We start from the raw sequence: 20,355 nt of genomic DNA on the forward strand, positions 1-20,355 counted from the left end.
AACTCATTCGCCCTTCGTATCAAAATCGTCATTCGCCACCGAAGCAGCGACATCACCGGCGGACTTTTCGTCACGCCCCATGAAATGCAGCAGCCGCTGAAGCGGTGCGGCAACCCTAGCGGCCGCCGCGTCGTCGGTCAGCGCCAGATGAACGACGTTGTCGCGGCCCAATGCCACAGACAGCGCCGCCCGGTCCAGCGGCAAGATGATGCCTTTCAGACCCGTGCCTTCGGCTTCCTCGCCCACCCGCCAGGCCTGCGCCAGCTTGTTCGGTCCATCGCTGCCGGCATCGCTGGCGTGGGCCAGGAACGTCACCGCGCCCGCCCGGCACCCCTGCGCGATCTTTTCGGTACCCAGCAGCATGTTGCCAGCGCGCAGTTCGATGCCCAGCCGATCCGTCAGCGCGCGCAGCAGCGCGGCTTCGGTCCGTTCGGGAAGGTCGGACGGAATCGTCAGCGGCGCGCCCTTGAAAGCCCGCGCCAGCGCGCCCTTGAGCTTGCCGTTGGCCAGCGCCTGCGCCAGCTCGGCCCGGCTCACGCCGATCCAGGCGCCCCGCCCCGGCGCGCGCGCCAAAGGGTCCGGCGCGACATCGCCCATGGGCGACAGCGCAAGCCGGATCAGCGCATCGCGGTCATCGTGACGACCGGTGAGCACGCAACGCCGCTCCGGCGAGGCTTCCCCCGCCGTGCGCGTCTTCTGCCTTTCGGCGACTAGCGGCTCATTGTGAGGATTCCGCATCAGCGGCCTCCTCGAATGCGGGGGCGGCAGCTTCCGGCTCGTCATCGAACCAGTGCGCGCGCGCAGCCATGATGATCTCGTTGCCCTGCTCTTCGCTCAGGCCATATTCACCCAGCACGCCGCCCTTGTCTTCCGACCGTTCCGAACGGTCGCGGCGGGTGTTGTCGCGGCGGCGCTGCTCGGCCCGCTTGCGCGCGATCAGTTCGTCGGTGGCCAGATCGGCCAGATCGTCCAGCGTCTTGATCCCGGCCTTGCCCAGCGTGACCAGCATCGCTTCGGACAGGTGCGGCAGCTCGGCCAGCGCATCCTCGACGCCCAGCGCACGACGTTCCTGGCGGAAACCGTCCTCTCGGCGCTCCAACGCCTCGGCCGCGCGGCTTTGCAGTTCCTCGGCCAGTTCCTCGTCGAAGCCCTCAATCGTCGCCAGTTCGGCCACGTCGATGTAGGCGACTTCTTCCAGCTCGCTGAAGCCTTCGGCAACCAGCAGCTGCGACAGCGTTTCGTCGACGTCGAGTTCTTCCTCGAACATCTTCGAACGCTCGGCGAATTCCTTCTGGCGCTTCTCCGAAGCCTCGGCCTCGGTCAGGATGTCGATGGCCGAACCGGTCAGCGACGAAGCGAGGCGCACGTTCTGGCCACGGCGACCGATCGCCAGCGAAAGCTGGTCATCGGGCACCACCACTTCGATGCGGCTTTCCTCTTCGTCGATCACCACGCGGCTGACGGTGGCCGGCTGCAGCGCGTTGACCACGAACGTCGCGGTGTCCTCGCTCCACGGGATGATGTCGATCTTTTCGCCCTGCAGTTCCTGCACGACGGCCTGCACGCGGCTGCCCTTCATGCCTACGCAGGCGCCGACGGGATCGATCGAGCTGTCGCGGCTGATCACGCCGATCTTGGCGCGGCTGCCCGGATCGCGGGCGGCGGCCTTGATCTCGATGATGCCGTCGTAGATTTCGGGCACTTCCTGCGCGAACAGCTTCTTCATGAAGTCCGGGTGCGCGCGGCTGAGGAAAATCTGCGGGCCACGGTTCTGGCGCTCGACCTTCAGGATCAGCGCGCGCACGCGCTCGCCCACGCGCGGCACTTCGCGCGGAATCTGCTGGTCGCGGCGGATCACGCCCTCGGCGCGGCCGAGGTTGACGATGACGTGGCCGAATTCGACCGACTTGATCACGCCGGTGATCACTTCGCCCGCGCGATCCTTGAATTCTTCATACTGGCGATCGCGTTCGGCATCGCGAACCTTCTGGAAGATCACCTGCTTGGCCGACTGCGCGTCGATGCGGCCAAGATCAACCGGCGGCAGCGGATCGACGATGAAGTCCCCCACCTTTGCACCCGGCTGCAGCTTTTCAGCCTGCTTGAGATCGACCTGCTTGAAGTAGTCCTCGACCACGTCGACCACTTCGACGACGCGCCACAGGCGCAGGTCGCCGGTGCGCGGGTCCAGCTTCGCGCGAATATCGTTTTCGGCGCCGTAACGGTTACGCGCCGATTTCTGGATCGCCTCCTCCATCGCCTCGATGACGATCGTCTTGTCGATCATCTTCTCGGTCGCAACCGCGTTGGCGATCGCGAGCAGCTCGGCGCGGTTGGCGGAAATCGCACTGGCCATGGTCAGTCTTCCTGTTCCTCAAGAATATCGTCCGCACCATCGAACTCTTCCACATCAACTCCGGAAGCGTCGATCGGCCGGGAGGCTGCGATCAGCTTGTCGGTCAGAACAAGCTTGGCATTGGCAATCAGGCCGAACGGCACGGCATAGGTCACGCCGTCGTCGGCAATCGAAATGGTCTCGCCCTCAAGGCCCAGCAGTTCGCCACGGAACCGCTTGCGCCCTTCGAGCAGGTCATCCAGCTCGATCCGGGCTTCATGCCCGGTCCAGTTGGCGAAATCCTTGAGCCGAGTCAGCGGGCGATCGATGCCGGGCGAGCTGACTTCCAGGCGATAGGCGTCCTCGATCAGCACTTCGCCCGCTTCTTCCAGCGCGTCGATGCGATCGGAAATGCGGTGCGACAGCGCCGCGCAGTCCGCGATCACCAGCTGGCCGGTTTCGGGCCGTTCGGCCATGATCTGGAGCGTGTGCTCCTCGTCGCCCACCTCGGTCTTGCCGAACAGGCGCACGCGCACGAGATCGAAACCCAGGGCCTTGGCCTCGGGTTCGACAACCTCGATGATCCGCGCGATATCCGCCATGCAAACTCCAAGCGCCGATGATGCGGCAAAACCCCGGAAACGGGAAAGGCCGATCGTGCCGGCCCCTTCCGGCGCCAGCCCTGACCTTGCCTTCACAATGTCGGGATGAAGCGCAGATAGGCCCGAGCGCACGATTTTGCAAGCCCAAACCGAACGGTAAAACGCGAACGGAGCACGAACCGCGATTACCCATCAGGCAAATGCCATAGATTGGGAATTTTTACCGAATTTCAGGAATGAACATCCGGTGAATAGGCCGCCTCTTGTCAGTAAACGGCGGATTTGAGCCATTCTTCGGGTTTGGCACGCCTTCTGCAATGGAGTTGGCATCGACGGAACACACGCTTCGTCAGCCTATTCAAACCCGGACATTCAAACCCGGACATTCAAACCCGAAAGGACCCGACCATGATCGCCATTCGCTCGTTCTCGAACCAAATCGCCGCCGCTTTCGCCGCGCTTACCCTTTCGCTGGCGCTGATCAGCGGCACCGTCTCCACGCCGGCCTCGTCGCCGGTCGCTGCCACCACCGTTTCGGGGTACGTCGCATGACCGACCTGCGCTTTGAAGATTCCGCCGTCCGCCCGGTTTCAAGCCGTGCCGCCCGCTCCGGCCAGTTCCGCCTGAACAAGGCCCGTGGCAAGATCATGGGCGTTTCGGCCGGTATCGCCGACTATTTCGGGATCGATGTCACTCTGGTGCGCATCGCCTGGGTCGTCGGCACGCTGGTCGGCTTCGGCTCGCTGCTCCTGATCTATCTCGCCATCGGCCTGATCGCGGATTCCTGATCGCACATCCGGTTCGCGAAGCCGCAACAGCGCCGCGACCTGACGCCCGCCATCCCCCCGAACACCGGCGGCGTCAAACGAGGCTCCTCCCCCCTGCCCCCTAGGGGAGGAGCCTCACTACCCCAATCAGACCGCGCGCCTTGTCAGACTGCGTCGGTCTTGGCGAAAGGCGAAAAGTCCGTGTCGGTATCGAACACGTCCACACCTTCGCGCGCCTTGAGCCATCCCACCACGAAGTAGGTCGCCGGCGTCAGCACCACCTCCCACGCCACTTTCATCGCCCAGTTCGTGACCATCACGGTCAGAACCGCCTGGTGCGACCAGATGCCGAGAAAGGCGACCGGATAGAAGATCACGCTGTCCACGGCCTGCCCGAACACGGTCGATCCGATCGTGCGCGTCCACAGGTGCTTGCCCTGCGTCCACACCTTCATCCGCGCCATCACGAAACTGTTGACGAACTCGCCGGCCCAGAACGCCATGACCGAGGCCGCCACAATCCGCCAGGTGCTGCCGAACACCGATTCATAGGTGGTCTGGCAGATCGCCCCGGCGGATTCGCGTGCGACCAGTTCCGCGAACCGCGCGTCCGCGCTGGAGGCGCAGCCCCAGTCCGGCGAAGGCGGCATTGCCACCACCACGAAGCTCATAACCGCCATGAACAGCAGCGCGAAGAACCCCATCCACACACAGCGCCGCGCGTTGGCATAGCCATAGACTTCCGTCAGCACGTCGCCCAGCACGTAGGACACCGGAAAGAACAGGATGCCCGCGCCAAACGTCACGCCACCCAACGTGGCCAGCTTGGCCGCGCCGATCAGGTTCGACAGCAGCAGTATGCCGACGAACCCCGCCATCATGTAGTCGAAATAGCGGAAATGCCGGCGCGCGCCCGCGCTGCCGGCAATTCGGGAAAGGGGCGGAGAAACGGGCGATGAAGGATGGGGATCGTTCATGAATCCCTGCTATCGCGATTTGCACACGGCGCAAAGCCGCCTTATGGGGCTGCTCGCGCGCGCCCGTAGCTCAGCTGGATAGAGCACCTGCCTTCTAAGCTGGTGGTCGCAGGTTCGAATCCTGCCGGGCGCGCCAATTTTTCAATAACTTGGTCGACTGTGCGCGTCAGTAGACGCTGCCCTTCCCCGAACCCGCCGCGCCGGCATCCTGCCCCGCCGGGCCGGCGAAGCGCCGCGCCAGCGCTTCTGCGCCGCGTGCCAGGATGGTCACGTCGGTTCCCACCGCCACGAAGCTTGCACCGAGTTCCAGGTAGCGCCGCGCCAGTGCCTCGTCGGCGATCAGCATGCCCACGGGCTTTCCGGCGGCGCGCACCGCCGCGATGCCGCTTTCAATCGCGGCCTGCACCGCGGGGTGCCCCGGATTACCGAGGTGCCCCATGTCGGCCGCGAGATCGGACGGGCCGATGAACACGCCGTCCACGCCCGGCACCGCCGCAATCTCGGCAATCGCGGCTAGCGCGGCACGCGTTTCCACCTGCACCAGCAGGCAGATGTCGTCCGCGGCCCGTTCGAGATAGCCGGCTGTGCGGTTCCACCGGCTCGCGCGGCCGATCGCCGAGCCGACTCCCCGGAAACCCTGCGGCGGATAGCGCGTAGCCGCCACCATGTGCGCCGCCGCTTCCGCGCTATCGACCATCGGGATCAGCAGCGATCGCGCCCCGATGTCGAGGTATTGCTTCACCAGCACCGCATCACCGATCGGCAGGCGCACCACCGGCTCCACCGGATAGGCTGCCGCGGCCTGCAACTGCGCCAGCACCAGCGGTATGGTGTTGGGGGCATGTTCGGCATCGATCAGCAGCCAGTCGAACCCCGCCCCGGCGCAGATTTCGCACGTGTAGGGTGAGGCGAGCGCCTGCCACAATCCGATCCGGGCAACGCCATCGGCAATGGCCTGCTTGAAGGCGTTCATCGCATCGTTCCTCCGTTGGCGGACATCACAAAAAACGGCATTCGACCGTGCCCCAAGGGCCGAAATCGGCGCGTATCCGGCTGCCGCTCGGCGCTTCGACCGGGCGGATAAACGAGCCCGACAGCACGATCTGGCCGCGTTCGATGCGCTGGCCATAAGCGCCCAGCCGCTGCGCCAGCCATGCCATCGAGATCAGCGGATCGCCCAGCACGCCCGCGCCAAGCCCGGTTTCCTCCACCTCGCCATTGCGCGAAACCACCGCGCCGACCCGGCCAAGATCGATGCCCGCAAGATCGCGCACCGGTTGGCCCAGCACCACGCCGCCGTTCGCGGCATTGTCCGAAATCGTATCGAACACGGTGCGCAGCCGGCCCGAAACCGGGTCCTGGCGGAAGATGCGCGTATCGAGGATTTCCAGCGCCGGCGCGACATAGTCGGTCGCCGCCAGGATCTCCGCCGGCGTGGCGTCCGGCGCCACGTCCTTCTTCATCACGAAGGCGATTTCCGCCTCGACGCGGGGCTGGATGAATCGATCCCCGGCAATCTCCGCCCCGTTCGCGAACGCCATGCTGTGCAACAGCACGCCCGAATCCGGAATATCGATGGAAAGTGCGGCCTGCATCGCCTTCGACGTCAGGCCGATCTTCCAGCCGATCACCGGATCGCCCGCCGCCACTTTCGCGGCCACCCACGCAGCCTGGATCGCATAGGCATCGTCCATGGTCATCGCCGGGTGCGCATCGGTCAGCAGGCGGATTTGCGTGCGCGTGCGCTCCGCCTTGTCCAGTGCCCGTGCCGCCGCCAGCAAGGCGTCATCCGCCAGGGTGACGCCCGCTGTTCCGCCCGGGTTAGAAATCGCCGGGGCCAAGGTCACGCGGCCGACTTGCGGTTCGTGTCGAAGCCCATCTGCGCGCCCAGCAGCGCGGGCGGCTCCTTAAGGTTCTCCTGCCACAGCAGCGATTCCATCGCGATCGTCAGCGGCTGGTTCTGGATCGTCAGTTCATAGACGTAATCGTCATACGACGCATGGTTGTGCACTGCCCAGCCCGGCGCCGACAGCATGAGATCGCCCGCCTTCCATTCATAGACGTTGCCCGCCACGGTGCTGCGGCCGGTGCCATGGAAATAATAGTTGATCGATTCCGAAACGTGCCGGTGCGGGCGGTCCACAATCTTGGGCGGACGAATGGTGATCGTGGCGAAGAAGTTCGGGGTAGTGCCGTTGGTACGGCCGGTCATCGGATTGTAGAGCAGGTAGAGACGGCGGCCGATGTACTCCTGCCCCAGATCCTGCAGCTTCTTCAGTTCCGCCTCGACCTTTTCCCACGGCCAGTGCAGCGCGTTGGATTCCACCGTCGGCGGATTGATCAGCTTTTCGTAGGGCATCAGCATCGCGCCGTCGTCACCGATCGTGAAGGTGCCATAAGGGCTGTTGCGGCGCGGATTGATCGCGTCCTCCTCCTCGTGCGGCACGGCGGCCAGCAGCGGCGGATTGTCCTCCCAGTGGTGAACCTGCATGAATTGCAGCAGCGGGACGTTGGTATAGGTCAGGAACACCTGAAGATCGGTCCCGGTGTTCTCGCGCCAGTAGGGGACGAACGACGGCGTGTTGTACACGTCGTACTTGCGGAACGGGATACGGCGGTCGCCGATCACGGCCACGCCCTCACCCCGGATGCAGAAATTGACCTCGGTGGCGTTGTGGCGGAACGCCTGCGTGCGCTCGCCCGGCTTCAGCACGTTCAGCGAAACCTGTACCGAGGTCGCCAGGCCCGGCGTGGCCGGATTGGCGCGCGGATGCACGATCAGCGAACTGCGGCGCCCGTTCTCGGGTCGGTCGATCGACGCCAGCCGCTCGATCTCGGCGTCGATCTGTTCCTTGGTGATGATCGCCGGTGCCCAGGGATCGTTGAGCGGATAATACTGGCCGCTGACGTCGACGAACTTTCCGACGGTGTCCTCGAAATTGGTGCGCAGATCGTTCATGGCGCTCTCCTTGTTGCAAACAGGGTAAAATCAGGCGGTCAGGCGCGGCGCCTGACGTTTGACCTCCGGCAGCGGACGGCCGAGACCGGCGGCGCGCGCGCGCTTCAGTACGGCAATGCCCAGCGAGAGATCGGAAATGCCCATGCCCATGGCCTTGAACACGGTCAGGTCCGCGTCGGCCGGGCGGGTGGTGCCGGCGGCGACCAGCGCGCTCAGCGGCTGCAACCGCGCCCATGCGCCTTCGTCATCGCCCAAGGCCTCAATGAACTCACGGCTCAGCTTGCGGACCTGCGGCACACTGTCGGCGGCCAGGACTCCGGCCCGCTCCAGCAGCGCCGGTTCGAACTCGGCCCGCTCCGGCGTGATCGCGCCAACGGCATTGATGTGAACGCCACGCGGCAAGGCATCGCGCGTGAGGAAAGGCGTGCGGGCGCGGGTCGCCAGCGTGACCACGTCCGCCCCGTCCAGCGCCTCGTCCAGCGTGGCCGTCGCGATCGCCTCGATCCGCAGGGTCTCCTCGATCCGCGCGGCCAGCGCCTCGCGGTTGGCGGCCGTCGGGCTCCACACGGTCACGCGGTCCAGCGGCCGCACCGCGGCCACGGCAGCCACCTGGGCCAGGCTCTGCTTGCCCGCGCCCACAATCGCCATGCGCCGGGCATCGGCCCGCGCCATCACGTCCGCGCCCAGTCCGCTGATGCCGCCGGTGCGCATCTGCCCCAAGGCGAAAGCCTCGATGATCGCCAGCACCGCGCCATCCTGCGCATCGATCAGGATCAGCAGCGGCATGGCCCCGCCGGCGGTATGCGCCCAGGTCTTGGTGCCCACCACGCCCCAGCCCTCGAACACCGCGCCGATGGCGTGCAATGTGGAACCGTTGTCCCAGGTGGCGTGAGTCTTGACCATGTTGGCGGCGCGGCCGGCCGCCTCCTCGCGCAACCCGTCGCGCAGCGCGTCGATCGCTTCGGGCAGCGACATCAGCGAAACAACGTCCGCTTCGGAAATCCACAGCCCGCAGCTCATGCCGGCTGCTCCTCGAAGATCGAGGGAACGGGCGGGGCAAGTTCCAGCCCGTTCACGATCAGAGCGTGGGTGATGTAGCGGCCGACAAGGAACATCACCGCGATCGTGGCATCCGCGCCGATCCGGTCGATCGCCGCCTCGATTTCCGGTCGCACGCCCTTGCCCCGGCGCTCAACCATCGCGATCACCAGTCGCTGCACCGCGCGTTCGGCGTCCGACATCTCTGGCGCGCTGTCGGGCGAAACCTGCTCCACCGCGGCGACCCATGCTTCGCCAAAACCCAGCTTGCGCGAAAGCCGCTCGTGCTGGTGCAGTTCATAGCGGTTGCCCATCAGCGTCGCCACGGTCAGCGCGCCGGTTTCGGTCAGACGGTCCGGCAGCGCCTTCTTCAGCGCCTCGGTCATTTCCATGAACGGCGCGAGAATGGCCGGTTGCACGCCCGAACACTTGAAGAATTCGCCAAGGTAGCCAAGCCGCGCGACCCGTGCCTCGAGGATTTCCTGCAAGCGCGGTGCCAGCGCATCGAACTCCAGCCGCACTATTCTCTCGCTCATCCGCTCTCTCCGCATTGGTCGCGGAGGCTTCATCGCTTCTTGCCGCTTAGATCGGAAATACATTATGGGATCATTGGCAATACCAAAGGGGTATCACATGGACCTGCGGCAACTGCGCTACCTGATCGCCTTGGCGGAAGAGCTGAACTTCACGCGCGCGGCGGCGCGCTGCAACGTGTCGCAGCCGCCGTTCAGCCGCGCCATCCGCGATCTGGAAACGGATATCGGCGCGCGGCTGTTCGATCGCGACAAGCATCGCGTGGCGCTGACGCCGGCCGGCGCCAGCATGGTAGAGGACGCGCGGCGATCGCTGGCGATGATCGAGGAAGGCCGGCATCGGGCGCAACGCACCGCCGCCGGCTATAGCGGCACGCTCACGTTCGGCTTCGGCGGCTCCACCGTCTATTCGCTGCTGCCTTCGCTCGTCGCCGGCTTCCGCAGGATCGCGCCCGACGTGCTGATCGGCTTCCGCGCCATGCCCGTGCTCAACCAGATCGAGGCCCTGCGCGAAGGCGTGATCGACATCGGTATCCTGCGTCTGCCGGTGTTCGACGAGATGATCGCCACCCGCTTCGTCTATGCCGAACCGCTGATCGTGGCGTTGCCTGCTGGGCATCCCCTGTTAGCGGATAGCAGCGCGATCACGATCGGCCAGCTCGCCTCGTCCCCGTTCGTTACATACGAGCCCACGCGCGGCTTCAACTTCCATGCCGACCTGCTGGCGCTGTGCAGCCTCGCCAGCTTTGCGCCGGACATCGTGCATCAGGCGCCCACGACCGAGGCCGTCGTGGGCATCGTGGCCTGCGGCGAAGGCGTGGCGATCCTGCCCGCTTCGGCCGAACGGCTGCGGATGCGGGGAGTCTCGTTTCGCCCGCTCAACCTGGGCAGCGCGCCGGAAGCGCTCGGCTCGGTCCGGTTCGGGCTCGCGTGGCGGCGCGGCATGGAAACGCCGATAATCCGGCGCTTTCTGGAGCACGTGGAAAGCGATCCGGCCCTGCCCTTGGCGGGATAGTCGATGCCGCACTTGCTCTTGTGCGGACAGAACCCTCTCCAGAGCACTTTACTTTTATATAAATGTATAATATCGAGCCCGATACGCTTGCATAACACCAATCACAATGAACCGGAGGATGGACAGGACAATGAGCAGGGCACTGGAAGGCAAAGTGGTGCTGGTCACCGGCGCGGGCAGCGGCATCGGCCGTGCCAGCGCGCATCGGATCGCGGCGGCCGGCGCGCACGTCGTGATCAGCGACATCAACGCGGAACAGGGACAGGCGGTACTGGCCGAGATCGCGGCGGAAGGCGGACAGGCATCGTTCCTGCGCGCCGACGTTGGCGTGGAAGGCGATGTCGCCGCGCTAATCGCGGCCATCGTCGCGCGGCATGGCCGGATCGACGGCGCGTTCAACAACGCCGGCATCGTCCAGACCGGCAAGCGCCTGCACGAAGTGACCACCGAAGAATGGGACCGCGCCATCCGCGTGGATCTTTCCGGGGTATTCTGGTGCATCAAGTACCAGGTGCTGGCGATGCTGGAGACCGGTGGCGGCAGGATCGTCAACACAGCCTCCTCGCTGGGAGAGGTCGCCATCGCCAACGCCTCCGAATACGTCGCCGCCAAGCACGGCGTGATGGGGCTAACCCGCGCCGCCGCTGCTGACTATGGTGCCGAAGGCATCCGCGTGAACGCGATCCTGCCCGGCATCATCCAGACGCCGGTGATCGACGCGCTGGCGCAGAATCCCGATTTCAAGGCGTTCCTCGTCAAGCTGCGCGATCGTCATCCGATCGGCCGCTTCGGCCAGCCGGGCGAGATCGGCGATGCAGCGGTCTGGCTCCTGTCCGACCAGTCCTCGTTCGTGAACGGCGCCGGCATCCCGGTCGATGGCGGCTATCTGGCCATCTGACATCAGTTCCGAAGAGGCCGGACGTCGTGTCCGGCCTCTTCGTGGCGTCATCCGTTACCAGGCTGTCGTTCCGCCATCGACGCGCAGATCGGCGCCGGTGACAAAGCTGCTTTCGTCCGAGGCGAGGAACAGTGCCGCCGCCGCGATTTCTTCCGGGCGGCCGGGGCGGCCCAGCATGATCTGCTCAGTCATCTGGCGCGAAAGGTCGGCATCGCCCAGCACATCGACGGTCTGGTGCGTCGCCACGAGCCCGGGGGAAATGGTGTTGGCGCGGATGCCATGCAGGGCGCCTTCCATGGCGAGTTGCCGCGTCATCGCCAGGATCGCGCCCTTCGCGGCCATGTGCGAAACCGCCGGCAAGGGTCGATAGGCCTGATGCGCGGAAATCGAGGCGGTGTTGACGATCACGCCCGACGACCGGACCAGTTCCGCCCAGGCCGCGCGCACGAGATAATAGACCAGATGGACTTCCTCGTTGATCGTGCGGTGCCAGTCGTCGAGCGCCAGATCGGGCACCGGGCCGAAATAGGCCATGGCAGCGTTGTTGAACAGCACGTCGATCCCGCCGAACGTCCGGACAGCGAGATCGACCAGCGCCTCGCAATTCGCCACGTCGGTCAGATCGCACGGGTGCAGCGACACGATCTCGCCACCGGCGGCGCGTACCGCCTCCCGCGTTTGCTCGGCGCGCTCGACGTTGACATCGCAGCCCACGATCCGCGCTCCTTCGCGCGCGAAGGCCAGCGCGGCGGCACGGCCCATGCTGCCGCCGGTTCCGGTGATAAGGCAAACCTTGCCCTGCAGCCGCCCCATCACGCGACTCCTTCGCCAAGCACGGCTGGCTCGGTGCCGGCGGGGGGCGTGAACAGCACATGGTTGTCGACGAAAATCCGCACTTCCGCCAACGCGCCATCGCGCAGCAGGAAAACGTCGCACCCGGGGCAATCGAACTCGCGCCCGTGGACATCGACATAGAACACGCGCGTTTCCGCCGTCACGCAATCGCCCGCGTCCCAGATACCCACGATCTCGTGCCGCATGCTTTCAAGGATCTGCGCGACCATTTCGTACTGCGCGCGCAGTTCCCCGATCCCGTGCGCCGTCGGAAAATTCGCGAAGCGCCATACGATGTCCCGTGGCAAGGCCGCACAGAAGCGCTCGACGTCCAGCGAGTCGGCTGCCGCGAAAAAATCCTTAACCCATTGATACGCCATTTCGTTTTTCCTCTCTCCGATCGGCTCCGTGCGGTGCCCTTCGGGGCAATTTCCGGGAGTGGGCTTGACCGATGTTTTACTTTTATATAAAGGTGTTTTTCGTGTCAATCACACACATCCCCAAAACCATGGATACCTTGAGAGGAACGATCATGAATCAGATCACCCCGCTGCCGCTGTGGGAAGCCGCCAAGCGCGAAATGGAAGAGTACCAGTTCGTCTCCTCGGCGGACGTGCAGCCGAAGTGGACCGTGCCCGAAACGATCGCGATCAACGTCGCGGTATCGGGCCGCTTTACCGAAGGCGCTTCGGCCGATGCCGCCAACCCCACCTCGCTGGAAGACTACGTGGACGAGGCATCGCGAGTGATCGAGGCAGGCGCCTGCGGCGTTCACATCGATTTCACCTGGGTGACGGACAAGCATGGCCGCCGCCTCGATCGCGATCTGCCCCCGGTCGATGCCTACACCGCCGTGATCGAGCCGCTGCGCAAGCGCTTCGGCAATGACTTCGTGCCCAACCTCAACGTGCTCAACGGCACGACGTTCGACGTCTGTCTCAGCCCCGCCCGCGCGGGCCTTGCCGAAGCCTGCCCCTGCGCGCCGGGGCACCCGGATGCGTTCATGATCCCGGCGGTCAGCGCGATGGAGGAACTGGGCGTGAAGCCGGAGCTGGCCGTCCACCACAGCGGCGAAATCGAACTGGCGCGCCGCAAGCTGATCGAGACCGGGATTCTCAAGAAGCCCTACAACTGGCTGATCCTCTATGGCCTGCCGTTCAACGTGGGGCGCTCGCTCGCTTCGGGCACCTCGGTCGGCGATGCGCAGGAAATGGCACAGCACCTGTTCCTGATGGTCGACCAGATCCGGAAGATCGATCCCGAAAGCGTGATCTCGGTATGCGCCGCCGGCCGTTCCACGCTGTACATGACGACCCTGGCGACGATGATGGGTCTCCACATTCGCGTCGGTGTGGAAGACACGCCCTGGAAGTTCCCCAACCAGAACGTCGAACTCAAGAGCAATCTCGAGATGTTCACGATGGCCAAGGACATCGCGGGCCTGCTGGGCCGCACGCCCGGCAATGCCAACTACTACCGCGGCCTTGTCGGCCTGCCACAAAAATGACGCGCAACTGGCGGCGCCCGGACGGGCGCCGTCAGGGCAGCTTGCGCACGATCAGTCGGATTCCCCGAATGCCTTTTCCAGATTGGCCGCGATCTTGCGGGCAACCTTGATGAAGGTACGGATTTCGGCGGCATCGATGCCCCGCGTGGCAATCTCGTTCAATTCGGCGGCGTGCGGCAGGATTTCCGGCTCCAGCGAGCGCCCCAGCGGCGTCAGCGTGACCAGGATCTTGCGCTTGTCGACCGAATCGCGGACCCGCTCGATCAGCCCTTCGTCGTCCATGCCTTTCAGCAGGGCGACGGTGGTGGTTTCGGTTACCCGCGTGGCATCGCTAAGATCGCGCTGCGTCACCCGGTCCTTGATCCAGAGCGCGCGCAGATAGTTGTAGTACCCCGATTTGATCCCGTGCCGGGCCAGCCGCATGCTCAACAGGCGATCGAACGCCAGGTGCGCCCGCCGGATCTGGAAGGCCACGCTGCTTTCAGGCGGGAGAGCTACTTTTTCCTTCGATTCATTGGTCTTCCCATTCTCGGCGGCGCCCGCCTTGCTGTCCGTCACCATTCTTGATCCTGCCTTGGAGCTTTTGCCGGCTGCCCCGTTCATCATCTTGCGCTTCCTGTTCTTAGGCCGATTTGCGCCTGGCCGCCACCAGGGCGAATACAGAAGCGTTGACGGACGAATGCACTGCGAATATACTTTTATATAAATATTTTTCAGGAGAGGCAACGACTCATGTCAGATAGCGATCACGCCCATCCCGCCGCCGGTGCGCCAACGCCCAATCTCTGGAGCCGCGACGGATTCACCGGATCGAACGCGATTGCGCTGCGCAACGACTATACACCCACGTATCGCTCGGTCCGTGGCCCGCACGCTCCCCACCGTTTCAACCTTCTCGCCATCGAAACGCAGGACCAGTCCGATGCCGAAGCGTTGCCCACGCCGGTTCTGGTGGCGCGCAACGGCCTTGAACTCGCGGTGTCGCGCCGGCGCCAGCCGATGCCTTACGCGCTGCGGAATACCGAAGGCGACGAACTGCATCTGGTCCAGTCGGGATCGGCGCGTTTCGTCACCGATTTCGGCAAGCTTGAAGCCGGGCCGCTCGATTTCGTGCATATCCCCCGCTCGATCACCTACCGTATCGACCCGCTATCGCAGGATTATGCCGCGCTCATCCTGACCAGCCCCGATCCGCTGCGCTTCGATACGCCCGCGCCATTCGGCATGATCAATTTCGGCAAGGCGGTGCGCAAGCCGTCGATCGCCCCGCAAGGCGCGCCGGGAACGACGCGGCTGTGCCTGCGCACGTTCGATGGCGTGACCGAGTTCGACATGGTTCACGACCCGATCCGCGCGCTGGCGCAAGTCGGCGGCCCGCCCCCGGTCTGGGCGCTGAACCTGCGGGATATCGTGCCGGTTTCCTATGGCGAACGTGGCGGTCCCCCGGCGCAGTTCCTGTCGACCGTGGATACCGGCGTGATGGCCTTCACGCTCAGCGCGCGGCCCGGCCCGCGTCCACCGGTCCACGTCAACGCGGACTATGACGAGATCATCCTGTTTGCGGAAGGCCCCGGAGCATGGGGCGGGATCAGCGAACCCGGCACGGTCACGTGGGTACCCAAGGGCGTCACGCACCATGGGCCTGTGGAGGATGTACCGGCGGGCTATCAGGCCTGGCTGCTCGAAGTGCGGCAGACCATGCGGCTGACCGACGCCGCGCGGCAGCACGCGCGCCTGATCGAAACCAGCGAATACGGTTATCAGGACTGACAAAGGCGGTCCGGCGCGGGTTGGACAAGAGGCATAGGCCTCGCCCTTCCGCGCCGGTGAAGACCACAACCAGCCGCCGGAGAGGAAATGCCATGCTGAAACTCGCCATTCTGGTGCGGCGCAATCCCGCGCTTACCCGGCAACAATTCCGCGAATACCTTTCGACGCACCATGCCGCACTGGTCCGGGCCTGCCCCGCCAGCAGCGTCTACGTGCGCCGATACGTGCAAAGCTTCGTACAGCCGGACGAGCACCAGTCGCATGATGGCAGCGCGGTGCGCTATGACGCGCTTGTTGAACTCTGGTTCGATGATCTGCAGCAGATGCAGGCGTTCTATACCGACCCGGACTACGTCGCCAACGTCAAGCCCGACGAGCCGAACTTCGCCGATATCGCGAACTGCAGTTTCATGATCACCGAGGAAAACCGCGTCGTCTGAGCCATGGCGCCGACGGCGGGATAGCACCTTCCGAGCCATCGATCGGAGGGCCATGCCGACATCTAATATAAATCAATTAATATCAACTATTTGCATTGCTACTTGGTAGAAAGCCAACGCCGTATATTACCACTATATAAAAGTTATTGCGCGACTCATAATACCTTTATATAAATGCAATTGTCGAAGGGTGGGAATGGCGATGTCACGCCGCCTGCGCGCCGCGAAACCGCCTACCGGAGAGAACAAGCCAGTCCGGGGCGGAAACCATGGATGGGAGGATCGAGATGGCTTCTCGCACAATTTCTGCATTCGTTGTCAGCGCAATGGCCCTGACGATTCACGGCACCGCCGCCGCTCAGGCCCAGACCGCACCACAGGCGAACGCGGCAGAAGCGGAGGACGGTGCCTCCGCTGGTATCGGCGAAATCGTCGTCACCGCTCAAAAACGATCGGAAAGCGCCCAGAAGACGGCCGCCGCTGTCACCGCGGTAACGGGCGAGCAGCTCGTCAGCACCGGCGTTGCCGATCTGCGCGCCGTGCAGACACTGGTGCCGGGCGCCCGCTTCCAGCAAGAAGGCAACTCCACGCAGGTATTCCTGCGCGGTGTCGGCTCCAACGCCGATTTCGCCAATATCGAACAAGGCGTGTCGTTCAACTTCAACGGGCTCTACATCCCGCGCGAAGCCACCAGCGTCCCGCTCTATGATATTGCCCAGCTCGAAGCGCTGCCCGGGCCGCAGGGCACGCTTTACGGCCGCAGTGCGATCGGCGGCACCGTCAACGTCTCGTTCCAGCGCCCGACGCAGGACAACGAAACCAAGCTGATCCTCGAAGGCGGCAACTATTCCCTAGCCCATGCCACCGCGATCCAGAACCTCGCGCTGTCGTCGGACCTCGCGATCCGCGCGGCGGTGGACTACACCTACCGCAACGGCGTGATGAAATCCGGCGCGGATTCCAAGAACGATTTCGGCGCGCGTCTCAGCCTGCTCTACAAGCCCGGCTCGAACCTCAGCGTCTATCTGTGGGGCTACACCGTCCAGAAGAACGGGCACACGCCCAATCTGGTCAACAAGGGCTTCGATCCGGCCACGGGCGGCTACAGCGAGAACACGTTCCTGACGTCGAACCCCTGGAACGACAAGCGCGAAGGCAGCCTGGCCGCGCTTGCCCCGTTCGGCCAGCCAGTCGCGCCGGACCAGACGTTCCACAACTGGGCCGGCGGCGCGCAGGTCGATCTCGAACTCGGCAACAACCTGACGCTCAGCTACATCCCGGGCTACCTCTATCTCAAGTCCGACATCCGCAACTACTGGCTGGGCGCGCTGCCCGCACGCCAGTCGGCCGAATACCGGGAAGTCACGCAGGAACTGCGCCTGTCCGGCTCGTCCTCGAACCTGAAATGGCTGGCGGGCCTCTATGCCTACCGCACCGTCAATTCGGGATCGGCCGTCTTCCTCTATGGCTTCCCCAGCGCGTTCTTCATCAGCAACGTGCAGCGCAACCGGCTGCAGGGCGCGGCGGTGTTCGGACAGGCGACGTACAGCTTCAGTGATGCGCTGCGCCTGACGGTCGGTGGCCGCTATGGCGTAGATGATCGCCAGGGCAACGGCATCACCCCGCTGGACCAGGTTTCCACGTACCGCTTTTCGAAGAAGTACCACCGGTTCGATTACAAGATCGGCGTGGAATACGATGTGGCGCCGCATGCCATGGCCTATGTCACATACCAGACGGGGTATCAGCCGGGCACCTACAACGAGTTCCAGTCCACCCCGCTCAACAATGCCGAGGTGCGGCCTGCCACGCTGAAGGCGATTACCGCCGGCATCAAGACGCGGCTGCTGGACAACACGCTGCAGATCAACGACGAATTCTTCTACTACGATTACCGCAACCTCCAGTTGCAGGCGATCAACGTCAACGCGATCCTGAATCCCATCTTCAATGCGGCGAAGGTGACGATCCCCGGCAACCAGCTTGATATTCTCTATCAACCGGACAGCGACAACCGCATCAACCTGTCGGTCAGCTACGTCCACGCCCGCAACAAGAACTTCGTGACGCCGCTGGGAACGAGCTACAACGGTCTCAACCCGCCCTATGCGGCCGACTGGACCATCAGCGGCGGCGTGAGCCACGATTTCCACCTGAAGTCCGGCTATATCCGCGCGCAGGCCGACGCCCGGTATGAAAGCCAGTGGTGGGCGGACTATGCGCACAGCCTCGGCGTTCGCCAGCGGCCTTATGCCAAGGCCAACGCCACCCTGACCTACTATGCCGAGAACGACCGCTGGAGCGCGGGCCTGTGGATCAAGAACATCAGCAACATCGCGGTCATCGCCGCATCGGCGGCAGCCGGCATTCCCGGCCCCGGCACCGCCTATCTTGAGGAACCGCGCACGTTCGGCGCGCGCGTTACCGCAAACTTCTGAGACACGAGCAACACGTTTGAGGGGGTGCCGCCCGGGTTCACGCCCGGGCGGCCATCTTCATGCGGGAGAGAGGACCATGCTCACCCAATCGCCCCGTTACGATTTCACGCCGATCACGCAGCGCAAGCCCATTCCCTTTCCGGACGGCAAGCGCCTGGCCGTGCTGCTTTACGTGAACCTGGAACACGTCCCATTCCTGACCACGGCGCCCGGCCACGCGATCTATCCCGGCACCACGCATCTCGTTCCCGACATCCTGAACCATGGCTGGCGCGATTATGGCCACCGCGTTGGCATCTGGCGCCTGATGGCCGCGATGGACCGGCACGGCTTCCGCGCCACCGCCCATCTCAGCACGGATGTATGCCGGGAATACCCGCAGGTCATCGCCGCCGGAAACGAACGAAACTGGGAATGGCTGGGCCTTGGCGACCACAATCAGGGCCTGATGATCGACATGACACCGGACCGGCAGCGCGGCTTCGTCCGATCGACGCTCGACACGATAGAGCAGGAGACCGGGCAGCGCCCCAAAGGCTGGATCAGCTGGTGCATGACCGAAAGCATCGAGACGCCGGACATCCTGGCCGAAGAGGGTATCGAATACCTGTCAAACTACGCGCACGATGAATTGCCCGTGCCCCTGCGCGTCACGGGCGGATCGCTGCTGACCCTGCCCTACACCGTCGAGGTCAACGACGTGCCGACCATACTGGGCAAGGGCGAATCTGCCGCCGGTTTCGGCCAGATCATCCGGGATCAGTTCGATGTGCTGTACCACGAAGCGCAAACACTGCCGAAAGTGATGTCAATCTCGCTTCATCCCCCCGTGTCGGGGCATCCGTTCCGCATGAAACACATCGAGCAGGCGCTGGAATACATTGCCCGTCACGACGGCGTATGGCTGGCAACCGGCGGCGAAATCAATCGCTGGTACCGGGATGCCATGGAACGTGCCTGATCGGCGGATTTGCATCCGGCGCGTCAATGGAACATAGAAAGAACATTGACGTGATTCGGGATGATGGAGAGCGGGAGAAATGGTCGGTCTGACAACGGGCGATGACGGACGGCCACGGTGCGGCTGGTGTGCGGCCTCGGCGGAGTACATCGCCTATCATGATCGCGAATGGGGCTTCCCCGTGGAGGATGATCGGCGGTTGTTCGAAAAGCTCTCGCTCGAAGGTTTCCAGTCCGGCTTGAGCTGGCGCACCATCCTGATGAAGCGCGACAATTTCCGCGCGGCCTTCCACGGCTTCGATTTCGCGCGCGTCGCGGCGTTCGATGAGGCCGATGTCGAACGGCTGCTGCAGGATGCCGGCATCGTCCGCCACCGCGGCAAGATCGAGGCGGTGATCAACAACGCCCGCCGCGCGCTGGACCTGATCGACGAAAAGGGCTCGCTCGCCGCCTATGTCTGGAGCTTCGAACCACGGGGTGAAGCGGTCCCTCACCTCGCTTCCACCTCGCCCGCGTCGATCGCGATGTCGAAGGATCTGAAGAAGCGGGGCTGGAAGTTCGTCGGCCCGACGACCGTCCACGCCTTCATGCAGGCGATGGGGCTGATCAACGACCATGCGCAGGAATGCGCGATCCATGCCGAAGCGGAACAGGCGCGGGCGCACTTCGTGCGCCCTGCCCCGTCCGCCCCGCCGCGCTGATCATTTCACGCCGGCAAAAGCCCCGCGCGCGCGATCCACGTCGCGCCAGCCGTGCAGATAGGCGATCACAGCGTCTCCCTGCTCCGCGCGGATCGCGCCGCTGCCGTTGGCGATGGCCCCTGCCACGATCTGCGCGCGAAGATGCTCTTCCACGTCTTTTCCGTCGGGTAGCCGCTTGGCCGCAAGCGGCGCGTACCGTTCCATGGCCACGCTCCAGGTGGCGCCATGGTCCACCGCGATCCGCGCCAGGCGGGCAATCTCCACCAGATAGCGCGATGCCGCGTCCTGCGCCGCCCTGCTCCAGCCGAACCGCGCGGTGCAACTGGCCAGCGCCAGCGTCATGTCGCGCGATGCGGCGGCGGAACCCTGGGCAGTCTTCACGCGGCCGGCGGGATCATCCGGCTGCTGCGCGAACAGCCCGGCGATATCCGCCCGCTGGCGCTCGTTCAGCCGGTCGTCGATGCAGCGCAACTGCTCGATCGGCGCGGCCTGTGCTGGCATCACCGACATCGGTGCCATCTGGCCGCCGACCAGAACGCAGCCAGCCGCGATCCACGAACGCATGGTCTTCATCCCCGCTC

23 protein-coding genes and 1 tRNA gene are annotated in these 20,355 nt (G+C 64.6%); 11 read left to right on the forward strand and 13 right to left on the reverse strand.

The window, feature by feature from the left end:
* Positions 1–3 precede the first annotated feature (3 nt).
* From NMD1_RS18835 to rimP, 3 genes are read right to left on the reverse strand one after another with little or no spacing between them, the layout of a single operon-like run.
* Positions 4–738, reverse strand: a complete 735-nt coding sequence (locus NMD1_RS18835; RefSeq protein WP_125956448.1) for a DUF448 domain-containing protein — start codon at positions 736–738, stop codon at positions 4–6.
* Positions 719–2,356 carry a transcription termination factor NusA gene (gene nusA, locus NMD1_RS18840; RefSeq protein ID WP_125956451.1) on the reverse strand — a complete coding sequence of 546 codons (1,638 nt, stop codon included), beginning with the start codon at positions 2,354–2,356 and terminating at the stop codon, positions 719–721. The genes NMD1_RS18835 and nusA overlap by 20 nt, the downstream gene beginning before the upstream one ends.
* A gap of 2 nt (positions 2,357–2,358) precedes the next feature.
* Complete coding sequence (gene rimP, locus NMD1_RS18845) at positions 2,359–2,937, reverse strand: ribosome maturation protein RimP (protein ID WP_124810766.1); 579 nt, start codon at positions 2,935–2,937, stop codon at positions 2,359–2,361.
* A 408-nt stretch (positions 2,938–3,345) separates the two neighbouring features.
* Between rimP and NMD1_RS21280 the strand changes: the two genes are divergently transcribed.
* Together NMD1_RS21280 and NMD1_RS18850 are read left to right on the forward strand one after the other, a co-directional pair.
* A complete protein-coding gene (locus NMD1_RS21280; RefSeq protein WP_158454015.1) occupies positions 3,346–3,489 on the forward strand; it encodes a hypothetical protein in 144 nt (47 codons plus the stop codon).
* Positions 3,486–3,725, forward strand: a complete 240-nt coding sequence (locus NMD1_RS18850; RefSeq protein ID WP_125956453.1) for a PspC domain-containing protein — start codon at positions 3,486–3,488, stop codon at positions 3,723–3,725. Before NMD1_RS21280 ends, NMD1_RS18850 begins: the two co-directional genes overlap by 4 nt.
* A 143-nt stretch (positions 3,726–3,868) precedes the next feature.
* Here the strand turns inward: NMD1_RS18850 and NMD1_RS18855 are convergent, their stop codons facing one another.
* Positions 3,869–4,681 carry a queuosine precursor transporter gene (locus tag NMD1_RS18855; protein ID WP_125956455.1) on the reverse strand — a complete coding sequence of 271 codons (813 nt, stop codon included), beginning with the start codon at positions 4,679–4,681 and terminating at the stop codon, positions 3,869–3,871.
* A gap of 59 nt (positions 4,682–4,740) precedes the next feature.
* Between NMD1_RS18855 and NMD1_RS18860 the strand changes: the two genes are divergently transcribed.
* Positions 4,741–4,817 (forward strand) — tRNA-Arg (locus tag NMD1_RS18860).
* Positions 4,818–4,847: 30 nt separating this feature from the next.
* On the opposite strand, the gene hpaI is transcribed toward NMD1_RS18860, so the two are convergent.
* Genes hpaI through NMD1_RS18885 form a run of 5 tightly spaced genes read right to left on the reverse strand, consistent with a single transcriptional unit; the run spans position 4,848 to position 9,214 of the window.
* A complete protein-coding gene (gene hpaI / locus NMD1_RS18865; protein WP_125956457.1) occupies positions 4,848–5,654 on the reverse strand; it encodes a 4-hydroxy-2-oxoheptanedioate aldolase in 807 nt (268 codons plus the stop codon).
* 25 nt (positions 5,655–5,679) lie between these two features.
* Positions 5,680–6,528 (reverse strand): 2-oxo-hept-4-ene-1,7-dioate hydratase, encoded by an 849-nt coding sequence (gene hpaH, locus NMD1_RS18870; RefSeq protein WP_233497822.1) that lies wholly within the window; start codon positions 6,526–6,528, stop codon positions 5,680–5,682.
* On the reverse strand, positions 6,525–7,640 hold the full coding sequence (locus tag NMD1_RS18875) for a cupin domain-containing protein (RefSeq protein WP_125956459.1): 1,116 nt from the start codon (positions 7,638–7,640) through the stop codon (positions 6,525–6,527). The genes hpaH and NMD1_RS18875 overlap by 4 nt, the downstream gene beginning before the upstream one ends.
* Before the next feature lie 30 nt (positions 7,641–7,670).
* Positions 7,671–8,660, reverse strand: a complete 990-nt coding sequence (locus tag NMD1_RS18880) for an ornithine cyclodeaminase family protein (protein ID WP_125956462.1) — start codon at positions 8,658–8,660, stop codon at positions 7,671–7,673.
* Positions 8,657–9,214 (reverse strand): carboxymuconolactone decarboxylase family protein, encoded by a 558-nt coding sequence (locus tag NMD1_RS18885; RefSeq protein WP_125956464.1) that lies wholly within the window; start codon positions 9,212–9,214, stop codon positions 8,657–8,659. The genes NMD1_RS18880 and NMD1_RS18885 overlap by 4 nt, the downstream gene beginning before the upstream one ends.
* 97 nt (positions 9,215–9,311) lie before the next feature.
* On the opposite strand from NMD1_RS18885, the gene NMD1_RS18890 reads away from it, so the two are divergent.
* Together NMD1_RS18890 and NMD1_RS18895 are read left to right on the forward strand one after the other, a co-directional pair.
* The gene (locus NMD1_RS18890) at positions 9,312–10,226 is read left to right on the forward strand and encodes a LysR substrate-binding domain-containing protein (RefSeq protein WP_158454016.1); all 915 of its coding nucleotides are present in this window, start codon (positions 9,312–9,314) and stop codon (positions 10,224–10,226) included.
* Positions 10,227–10,356: 130 nt separating this feature from the next.
* Entirely contained in the window at positions 10,357–11,124 is a 768-nt protein-coding gene (locus NMD1_RS18895) for an SDR family NAD(P)-dependent oxidoreductase (protein ID WP_125956468.1), read from the forward strand.
* Between the two features lie 54 nt (positions 11,125–11,178).
* Here NMD1_RS18895 and NMD1_RS18900 read toward each other — a convergent pair whose 3' ends face one another.
* Positions 11,179–11,937, reverse strand: a complete 759-nt coding sequence (locus tag NMD1_RS18900) for an SDR family NAD(P)-dependent oxidoreductase (RefSeq protein ID WP_125956470.1) — start codon at positions 11,935–11,937, stop codon at positions 11,179–11,181.
* Positions 11,937–12,338: a nuclear transport factor 2 family protein gene (locus NMD1_RS18905; protein ID WP_125956472.1), complete on the reverse strand. Its 402-nt coding sequence runs from the start codon at positions 12,336–12,338 to the stop codon at positions 11,937–11,939. Before NMD1_RS18905 ends, NMD1_RS18900 begins: the two co-directional genes overlap by 1 nt.
* Before the next feature lie 152 nt (positions 12,339–12,490).
* Here NMD1_RS18905 and NMD1_RS18910 point away from each other — a divergent pair, with 152 nt between their 5' ends.
* Positions 12,491–13,465, forward strand: coding sequence for a 3-keto-5-aminohexanoate cleavage protein (locus NMD1_RS18910; RefSeq protein WP_125956474.1), 975 nt, complete (start codon positions 12,491–12,493; stop codon positions 13,463–13,465).
* 51 nt (positions 13,466–13,516) lie between these two features.
* Here NMD1_RS18910 and NMD1_RS18915 read toward each other — a convergent pair whose 3' ends face one another.
* Positions 13,517–13,939 carry a MarR family winged helix-turn-helix transcriptional regulator gene (locus tag NMD1_RS18915; protein ID WP_233497823.1) on the reverse strand — a complete coding sequence of 141 codons (423 nt, stop codon included), beginning with the start codon at positions 13,937–13,939 and terminating at the stop codon, positions 13,517–13,519.
* Between the two features lie 258 nt (positions 13,940–14,197).
* On the opposite strand from NMD1_RS18915, the gene NMD1_RS18920 reads away from it, so the two are divergent.
* The 5 genes from NMD1_RS18920 (at position 14,198) to NMD1_RS18940 (ending at position 19,774) form a co-directional block, all read left to right on the forward strand.
* Entirely contained in the window at positions 14,198–15,235 is a 1,038-nt protein-coding gene (locus NMD1_RS18920; protein ID WP_125956479.1) for a homogentisate 1,2-dioxygenase, read from the forward strand.
* Between the two features lie 92 nt (positions 15,236–15,327).
* Entirely contained in the window at positions 15,328–15,675 is a 348-nt protein-coding gene (locus NMD1_RS18925) for an EthD domain-containing protein (RefSeq protein WP_125956481.1), read from the forward strand.
* Between the two features lie 287 nt (positions 15,676–15,962).
* Positions 15,963–18,113 (forward strand): TonB-dependent receptor, encoded by a 2,151-nt coding sequence (locus NMD1_RS18930; protein WP_158454017.1) that lies wholly within the window; start codon positions 15,963–15,965, stop codon positions 18,111–18,113.
* Positions 18,114–18,189: 76 nt separating this feature from the next.
* The gene (locus NMD1_RS18935) at positions 18,190–19,074 is read left to right on the forward strand and encodes a polysaccharide deacetylase family protein (protein ID WP_125956486.1); all 885 of its coding nucleotides are present in this window, start codon (positions 18,190–18,192) and stop codon (positions 19,072–19,074) included.
* 79 nt (positions 19,075–19,153) lie between these two features.
* The gene (locus tag NMD1_RS18940) at positions 19,154–19,774 is read left to right on the forward strand and encodes a DNA-3-methyladenine glycosylase I (protein WP_125956488.1); all 621 of its coding nucleotides are present in this window, start codon (positions 19,154–19,156) and stop codon (positions 19,772–19,774) included.
* On the opposite strand, the gene NMD1_RS18945 is transcribed toward NMD1_RS18940, so the two are convergent.
* Complete coding sequence (locus tag NMD1_RS18945) at positions 19,775–20,347, reverse strand: hypothetical protein (protein WP_125956491.1); 573 nt, start codon at positions 20,345–20,347, stop codon at positions 19,775–19,777.
* Between the last annotated feature and the right edge of the window lie 8 nt (positions 20,348–20,355).

The organism is Novosphingobium sp. MD-1 (genome assembly GCF_001014975.1).
GTDB lineage: Bacteria > Pseudomonadota > Alphaproteobacteria > Sphingomonadales > Sphingomonadaceae > Novosphingobium.

Excerpts from the sequence above, each read along its gene's own strand:
- NMD1_RS18885 (WP_125956464.1), bottom strand. The coding sequence starts at position 9,214 with ATGAGCGAGAGAATAGTGCGGCTGGAGTTCGATGCGCTGGCACCGCGC.
- NMD1_RS18850 (WP_125956453.1), top strand. The coding sequence starts at position 3,486 with ATGACCGACCTGCGCTTTGAAGATTCCGCCGTCCGCCCGGTTTCAAGC.
- nusA (WP_125956451.1), bottom strand. The coding sequence starts at position 2,356 with ATGGCCAGTGCGATTTCCGCCAACCGCGCCGAGCTGCTCGCGATCGCC.
- NMD1_RS18930 (WP_158454017.1), top strand. The coding sequence starts at position 15,963 with ATGGCTTCTCGCACAATTTCTGCATTCGTTGTCAGCGCAATGGCCCTG.
- NMD1_RS18905 (WP_125956472.1), bottom strand. The coding sequence starts at position 12,338 with ATGGCGTATCAATGGGTTAAGGATTTTTTCGCGGCAGCCGACTCGCTG.
- NMD1_RS18920 (WP_125956479.1), top strand. The coding sequence starts at position 14,198 with ATGTCAGATAGCGATCACGCCCATCCCGCCGCCGGTGCGCCAACGCCC.
- NMD1_RS21280 (WP_158454015.1), top strand. The coding sequence starts at position 3,346 with ATGATCGCCATTCGCTCGTTCTCGAACCAAATCGCCGCCGCTTTCGCC.
- hpaI (WP_125956457.1), bottom strand. The coding sequence starts at position 5,654 with ATGAACGCCTTCAAGCAGGCCATTGCCGATGGCGTTGCCCGGATCGGA.
- NMD1_RS18890 (WP_158454016.1), top strand. The coding sequence starts at position 9,312 with ATGGACCTGCGGCAACTGCGCTACCTGATCGCCTTGGCGGAAGAGCTG.
- NMD1_RS18835 (WP_125956448.1), bottom strand. The coding sequence starts at position 738 with ATGCGGAATCCTCACAATGAGCCGCTAGTCGCCGAAAGGCAGAAGACG.
- NMD1_RS18945 (WP_125956491.1), bottom strand. The coding sequence starts at position 20,347 with ATGAAGACCATGCGTTCGTGGATCGCGGCTGGCTGCGTTCTGGTCGGC.
- NMD1_RS18940 (WP_125956488.1), top strand. The coding sequence starts at position 19,154 with ATGGTCGGTCTGACAACGGGCGATGACGGACGGCCACGGTGCGGCTGG.
- NMD1_RS18880 (WP_125956462.1), bottom strand. The coding sequence starts at position 8,660 with ATGAGCTGCGGGCTGTGGATTTCCGAAGCGGACGTTGTTTCGCTGATG.
- rimP (WP_124810766.1), bottom strand. The coding sequence starts at position 2,937 with ATGGCGGATATCGCGCGGATCATCGAGGTTGTCGAACCCGAGGCCAAG.
- NMD1_RS18855 (WP_125956455.1), bottom strand. The coding sequence starts at position 4,681 with ATGAACGATCCCCATCCTTCATCGCCCGTTTCTCCGCCCCTTTCCCGA.
- NMD1_RS18910 (WP_125956474.1), top strand. The coding sequence starts at position 12,491 with ATGAATCAGATCACCCCGCTGCCGCTGTGGGAAGCCGCCAAGCGCGAA.
- NMD1_RS18900 (WP_125956470.1), bottom strand. The coding sequence starts at position 11,937 with ATGGGGCGGCTGCAGGGCAAGGTTTGCCTTATCACCGGAACCGGCGGC.
- NMD1_RS18895 (WP_125956468.1), top strand. The coding sequence starts at position 10,357 with ATGAGCAGGGCACTGGAAGGCAAAGTGGTGCTGGTCACCGGCGCGGGC.
- NMD1_RS18925 (WP_125956481.1), top strand. The coding sequence starts at position 15,328 with ATGCTGAAACTCGCCATTCTGGTGCGGCGCAATCCCGCGCTTACCCGG.
- NMD1_RS18935 (WP_125956486.1), top strand. The coding sequence starts at position 18,190 with ATGCTCACCCAATCGCCCCGTTACGATTTCACGCCGATCACGCAGCGC.
- NMD1_RS18875 (WP_125956459.1), bottom strand. The coding sequence starts at position 7,640 with ATGAACGATCTGCGCACCAATTTCGAGGACACCGTCGGAAAGTTCGTC.